Annotated in this window: 6 protein-coding genes; all 6 read right to left on the reverse strand. The window is 55.8% G+C overall.

All coding sequences use genetic code 11. From position 1 onward, the window contains the following. Positions 1-90: 90 nt before the first annotated feature. Complete coding sequence (locus tag AAAB16_RS25160; RefSeq protein ID WP_340665813.1) at positions 91-561, reverse strand: arsenate reductase ArsC; 471 nt, start codon at positions 559-561, stop codon at positions 91-93. Positions 562-771: 210 nt separating this feature from the next. Further along, a complete protein-coding gene (locus AAAB16_RS25165) occupies positions 772-2,400 on the reverse strand; it encodes a response regulator (protein ID WP_340665814.1) in 1,629 nt (542 codons plus the stop codon). A 10-nt stretch (positions 2,401-2,410) separates the two neighbouring features. Further along, the gene (locus tag AAAB16_RS25170) at positions 2,411-2,776 is read right to left on the reverse strand and encodes a circadian clock KaiB family protein (RefSeq protein ID WP_340665815.1); all 366 of its coding nucleotides are present in this window, start codon (positions 2,774-2,776) and stop codon (positions 2,411-2,413) included. After that, positions 2,773-3,105 carry a circadian clock KaiB family protein gene (locus tag AAAB16_RS25175; protein WP_110613732.1) on the reverse strand — a complete coding sequence of 111 codons (333 nt, stop codon included), beginning with the start codon at positions 3,103-3,105 and terminating at the stop codon, positions 2,773-2,775. The genes AAAB16_RS25170 and AAAB16_RS25175 overlap by 4 nt, the downstream gene beginning before the upstream one ends. Continuing rightward, positions 3,102-4,802, reverse strand: a complete 1,701-nt coding sequence (gene kaiC / locus AAAB16_RS25180) for a circadian clock protein KaiC (RefSeq protein WP_340665816.1) — start codon at positions 4,800-4,802, stop codon at positions 3,102-3,104. The genes AAAB16_RS25175 and kaiC overlap by 4 nt, the downstream gene beginning before the upstream one ends. A 288-nt stretch (positions 4,803-5,090) precedes the next feature. Then, positions 5,091-6,714, reverse strand: a 1,624-nt coding sequence (locus AAAB16_RS25185; RefSeq protein WP_340665817.1) for a hypothetical protein, incomplete at its 5' end; no start/stop codon positions are given.

A 6,714-nucleotide genomic window follows, 5' to 3' on the forward strand; every position in this document is an offset into this window, starting at 1 on the left:
CAACAACATCACAGGTATTGCGCCACGGCAGGCATTAATCGAGCGCAGAGGCGTCGAGAATCGCAGCGTTTCATTGACCGTTCTCTTGAATCACAACAGGCCAATACGGTCGAGTTCATGCTTTAGGTGCTCGCGGTCCAAATCGGCAAACGGCAAGGCCAGAAATGCGCGACAGCGACGCTCGATAATGGCTAGCGTAGCGTTGAAGGCTGCGCGTACTTCATTGGCGTCGCCAACAACATGGGAAGGGTCTTCAAGGCCCCAATGCGCCTTGAGCGCCAGGCCGAAATACACCGGGCAGGCCTCGCCAGCGGCGTTGTTACAGACGGTGATAACGATATCCGGCGGGCTGTCGGCAAAGGCGTCGTTACCCTTACTGTGCAAGCCTTCGACCGCAATATTCGCCTCGCGCAGGGTGGTCAGGCTTTGCGGCAGGACCTGGCCTTTGGGAAAGCTGCCGGAGCTGAAGGCCACAAACGGTGGCGTCGCTAGGTGGTTGAACATGGCCTCAGAAAGAATGCTGCGGCAGCTATTGGCGGTACACATAAACAACACGTTCATCACAAGCCTCGCAGTCAGCAATAGGTAAGCTAACTTTACAGCGGCTTGATGTTGATATTCACCAGCTTGCCATCGACAAACTTCAGGTAGCGGGTTCGCAGGTTTTTCATGGTTAGAGATGCGCCAGAAATGGGGTGTGTTGTGCGAACTGTAGGCTTCGAACACATAAGCCGTGGTGCGCGCAGCACACCCTAGGTGAGCGTGGCTGCGCTAGGGTGTGACCTGTTCCAGCATTTCATTCAGGCGGTCGATGGTGAACGGTTTGCGCAGCACGGTAGCGCTGCTGCCGACGGCTTCTTGAAGTTGCGCGGTATCGGAGAACCCGCTGATAAAAATCAACGGCAAGTCGGGGTGTTTTTGCCGGAGGATTTTCGCCACTTCGGCGCCGTTGAGGTGCGGCATGGCGAAGTCCAGTAGCACCACGTCGGGCACCTGCACATCAATCAGCTTAATCCCGGCCAAGCCGCTGTCGGCTTCACGCACTTGGTGGCCAAGCGCTTCCAACATGTCGATCACCACGTGGCGCACGTCATGGTCGTCGTCAATCAGCATCACGCGTTTGCCGGTGTACTGGCTGGGCATGCTGCTTTCTGCCGGCGGGCTTTCGGGCCACTCGCCTTCGCTGGTATACGGCAACGTTAGAAACACTTGGGTGCCCGCCCCTGGCGCCGACACCAACTGCACCCAGCCGTTGGATTGCTCAACAATGCTTTGCACCTGCGCCAAACCCAAGCCGGTACCCGCACCAATGCCTTTGGTGGAGAAAAAGGCGTTAAAGGCCTTTGAACGCACCTCTTCGCTCATGCCCACGCCGGTGTCAGCTACACACACTTGCATCACCCCCTGCGGTGCGCCTTCCACCGGCTGCGGATGGTGCTGTGTGGTGATGTTCAGCGAACCACCAGTGGGCATCGCGTCCCGGGCATTGAGCGCCAGGTTGAGGATGGCCAGTTCCAATTGCGTCGGGTCGCTGAGTACGTGCTGCTCGCTGGGTTCGAGGTTGAGTTTGATCCGTACCGTGGTGCCGATGGTGCGCACCAATAGGTCGGTCATATCACGGATCACCGAGTTAATTCGCAGCGGTTGCAACTCCAACTTCTGCGAGCGGGAAAATGCGAGTAGTTGAGCCGTCAGCTTGGCGCCCCGGTCAGCCGCCTTAAGGCCGGCTTCGGTCCAGCGCACCACTTTCTCCGAATCCGGACGACGGGCGATCAGGTCCAGGCTGCCCTTGATGCCCTGCAGCAGGTTGTTGAAGTCGTGAGCCAGGCCGCCGGTTAGCTGCCCCACCGCTTCCATTTTTTGCGCTTGGCTCAAGCGTGCTTCCAGTAACCGCCGCTCAGTCAGGTCGGTGACCACGCCGCAAATAATCGGCTCTTCGCTGCTGTCCAGCGTCAGGGTGCGAAACGACAGATACGCAGGAACTACCTGGCCGTCATCGGCGAGCAAACTAAATTCGCTGCGTACGGCTTCTTCTGCGCTGTCGGCTAAAAAGCGGCGGAAGCGCTCACGCTCGGCACTGACGATAAATTCGCCAAAGTCGTGGGCTACGATCTTTTCCAACGGCCGGCGGACAATCTCACCCAGCCGCTCGTTGCCATACAGGACAAAGCCGTCAAGCGACAACGTGACTGCCCCTTCCTGCATCTGCTCAACCAGCGTGCGATAAGGTCGGTCGGCGCTTTCCAGGGTGTAGACGCTGACGCTTTCGCCGGTGTCGATAAACAAGGCGTCAACCGCCCCGGTGCGAATGGCCTCCAAGGTATCTTCGGCTTCGCGCAGTTTTTCCCGCAGCGCTTGTATGTAGCGTTCGTCGGTCATGCCGGGCGTACGTTCAATCATGGGCGCTCCCTCAACCAATACCCAAGGCGCTACGCAACGTAGCGGTATCGGACAGATCACCGATCAACAAACGGACCGGCAGGGGTTTGAGTTTCATCAGTGTCGGTACCGCAATAATCTGCGCCTCGCGCGCGGCACCGGGGTTCTGGTAGATATCGATTACCTCCAGGGAATAGGCGCCCGGAAGATGGCTGTCGCACAGGTTGCGTAGATTTTTGATTGCACGCGTCGAGCGACCGGTGTTGCCCGATACATACAGCCGCAGCTCCAGAAAATTTTCCGCGTTACCCGCACCCGTGGCATCGGTGAGCCGACTAACCAGCGGCTCGAGTGCCTGCTCGGCAGAGGTCTGTTGCGATGGCGGCAATGGGTTCAATTGATCGGCTCTGGGCGAATATCCAGGCCGACAAGTACTTTGTCGGTGTTGGACAGGTCACCAATGATTTTTACCAGCGGCGTGGGTAAATGCCGCACTAAGGTCGGTAAGGCGAGAATCTGATCGCCTGCCGCCAGTTGGGGGGTGACGCGCAAGTCGATCACTTCGATGGAGTAAACCCCAGCCAGATACTCCTCACAGATGCGTTGCAGGTTACGCAGCGCCGTGACCGATTTCGGGGTTTGCCCGGCGATATACAAGCGCAGGGCGTAATGACCGGGTTGGCCAACGGCAGTGGGGTCTATGGGTTGCACATCGGTACTGGTCACTCGACAAGTCCTCGGGCCTGGGCCAACTGCCGACGCATATCGTCGTCGGTTTGCAGTTGACGGAATTCATCGTTGTCCAGCAGCGACTCCTCCTGCTCCTGGGCATCCAACGCGGCACGCATTTCGGCAATCTTGCGTTCCAGTTCGTTGCGGTTTTTTTCCTTCTCGCGCTTACGTTGCTCGATCAATTGCTTGCGTACTTCGGCCTCGCGACGTTCGCGGGCCTCCTGATTAAGCCGGGCCGAGCCGGTCAGTACACCATGTGGGCCGGTATACGGGCTTACCAAGGTGATGCCGCGCTGATCAATGTGATACTCGCGCACTTGGTTGGAGTGGCCCATGCCGCGCGCCTTGAGCACATGCAGCAGGCGGTTGTACTCGCCGTCGGCCTCAATGCTGGACAGCGAAACCCAGGTATCCATCAACGAGGAAATCGCCCGATCCAAGCCCGTATGGGTGGTTTTCGCATCACTGAGGCTGGTAAACACGGCGGTGATATTGCGCTGTTTAAGCAGGTCGACCAGGCGCAGCAAGGTGGCATGCACCTCTGATGCTGGCCCCTGGAACGCGGAAATGGGATCGATGATTACGGTCTGCGGTTTAAATTCAATGATCTCGCGGTACATGCGCGCCAGGTGTACTTCCAGACCGTAAAAGGTCGGGCGCGCCGACTCAACCCGCAGCAAACCGCTATCGATATGGGCTCTGAGCTTTAAGCCTACCGAACTCAGGTTGCGCAGCAGCTGGCTTTCGGCTTCTTCAAAGGAGAACAACAGGCAGCGCTCTTGGCGCTGACAGCTGGCGCTAATAAAGCTCGCCGCGAAGGTGGTTTTACCGGTGCCGGCCAACCCCGTGACCAAGACGCTTGAACCACGAAAATAGCCGCCACGATCAAGCATGCGATCCAAGCCACTGATGCCGGTAGGAACGATTTCTTCCAAGGCCTCATGATCAAGTCCGGCCGCCGTAATCGGCATAACAGTCAGGCCATGCTCATCAATAAAAAACGGGTATTCATTGGTGCCGTGGGACGAGCCGCGGTACTTGATAACACGCAAACGGCGGGTGGTGATTTGGTCTACCACGCGGTTATCCAGCAGGATTACGCAGTCAGAGACGTACTCTTCAATGCCGTATCGGGTCAGCAAGCCTTCGCCCCGTTCGCCGGTTACCACCGCGGTAACCCCGCGCTCCTTCAGCCAATAAAACAGGCGGCGCAATTCAGCGCGTAGCACGGCGGTGTCTTTGAAACTGGAGAACAGCGCTTCGATGGTATCGAGCACCACGCGCTTGGCGCCGATGCTGTCGATGGCATAACCCAGGCGAACAAAAAGACCCTCAAGATCGTATTCGCCGGTCTCTTCAATCTCGCTGCTGTCAACATACACATGGTCGATGCTCAGCAATTTTTGCTCGACCAACCCTTGCAGGTCGTAATCCAGCGAGCCGACGTTCTCTATCAGATCTTGCGGGCGTTCCTCAAAGCTCATAAACACGCCGGGCTCGCCGTACTGCACGGCGCCGTTAACCAGGAAGCTCATGGCGAAAAGGGTTTTACCGCAGCCTGCAAATCCGCAGATCAGGGTGGGTCGTCCCTGCGGTAAACCACCCAGGGTGATGTCGTCGAAACCGCTAATACCGGTGGCGGCTTTCTTTAATGTTGCAATTTGCGCAGTGGCAGATGGCGTCTCGGCCAATTCAGGTCACCTTCAAGAATGATGTGTGATCGCTGAGTACCCTCTGGCAACAGCGCCTTATCACTCCGACTGCACGTTTTCGAAAAAGGTCGAATTTCCGTATAGCAGGGTGATGGCAAAGCGGGGCTGACCCGGCTACCCAACGCAGTTTTTGCCGCGAGCGTTGACCAATGATTGAGCTGTTGCGATGCCCTTCTCTATTGACCGCGTTGGCGACTCGCCGCGCCTGGCAAAGCCATCTACTCAGCGAGGTAAACGGTTAAACCAGGCGACATTTTTTATTCAGGGTTACTTATGTTGCTCTTCCCATTTTTCGCTGATTGCTTTAATTGCCTTGTCGATCTCCAGCGGACGGTTCAAATAAAACTTAAGGTTATCTTCGGCGATACCGCTAGTTGCGGAAAGCTCTCTTACTAATGTGTTTCTGGCATTTTTATCTGCCAACTGACCGGTACTGAGCTGTGCTTTCATTGTCGTCAATGTCGTGAGAAGTGCTTTTTCTGCTCGCATAGACTTAAGCCGGCGCTCTCCCTCGCTGGTTAACTGCCCATGACTGTCTAACATGTTATTTTTTACTGCAAAGGCAAGCGCCCTCTCATCTCGTGCGCTGGTAGAAATCTGAGTTCCCTGCTTACTATTTAGTATATTAAATATATCAGTAATCTTCGGACTCACCTCTGCGCTGGCTGTTGAACGCAAGTTGCCTGCCTCTGCACGCTCTTCAATTAGTTTTGGTTGCACGAGTGTTTCAATTGAAGTTTTCGATTGTCTGTGTAGGAGTCCTTTTAATAGGGGGTGTTTAGCGGCCACAGGTACTTCGTTGCGCAGTTTAGTGGCGTCGGAAACTGCTTGCCGAGCATCCACATCTTGCGGCACATCAGGCTCATTCTGTTTTAAAACTATTGGCGGCCGCATACTGGCTGGGTCGAGAGTAATTGAGGTGCCCGTCTCGACCGCCGGACTTATGCTGGGGAGCCGGCCCAACACTTCTTCTTTTAGAACAATCACACCCGGCATTACAGCAACGGGAATAACCGCGCTTGCCGGAGCCCGTTTGGGGGCCAGTTTCGTTAACCGAATCGGAGCCAGTTTCGGGGCCGTTGTGTCCAGGCCCTGACTTCGTATCAACGCTTGCCCGCGAGGGGTTAGCCCGTTGTCATTTAGCACCCTGCGGGCGCTCTTTACGGAAATGCCTAATTGCTGGGCCCACTTTCTCCAGCCGCCCACCTGCATCTTCAATTGTGAAGGCATCCAGTTCCACGCTGCAGCTTGTGCGGCGGTAATGGTGTCATCTTGCTTGTCAGTAAGTGCGTGCTCTGCCTCTATCGGCAGTTGCCCTACTAGTATCGGCGGCTCGTTCTGTGGTTCGTCCCCCGCCAGTTCAGGATGCTTATGTTGCAAGGCCGGGTTCTTCACTAGTGCTCGACCGGCAGGGGTTAATCCTTCATCAGTTATCACGTTACTAGCACTAACCGTGGAAATCCCTAATTGCTGGGCCCAGCTTTTCCATCCTCCCGCTTCTTTCTTCTGTTTTAGGGGCATCGACCTCCACATTGCCGCCTGTTCCGGGGTGATGCGGCTACCTTGCTCTGACAAATCACCGAGCCGTCTCTCACCTCGATTTGAAAGCCCATCACGCTTCAACATTCTTCTCGCGCTAGGCAACGATATATTTTCACGCCAAGCCCAGCCCAACCAACCGCCTACTTTATTTTTTTCCTCTTGTGGCATATCCCTCCACGTCCTTATCTGTTCCTGGGTTATCGCTGGACGTTTTACTTTAGAAAGCGTCTCAAGATGAATGTAGCCGGCATCCGTTATTCCGCTTTTACTCAGATACCAACGGCTAGCCAAATCAATGCCATTTTTTACTAGCCACGTCTTAATTCCTTGCGCCTGCACGCTATAGGGT

Source organism: Pseudomonas sp. (assembly GCF_037994325.1).
In the GTDB taxonomy this organism is placed as follows: domain Bacteria; phylum Pseudomonadota; class Gammaproteobacteria; order Pseudomonadales; family Pseudomonadaceae; genus Aquipseudomonas.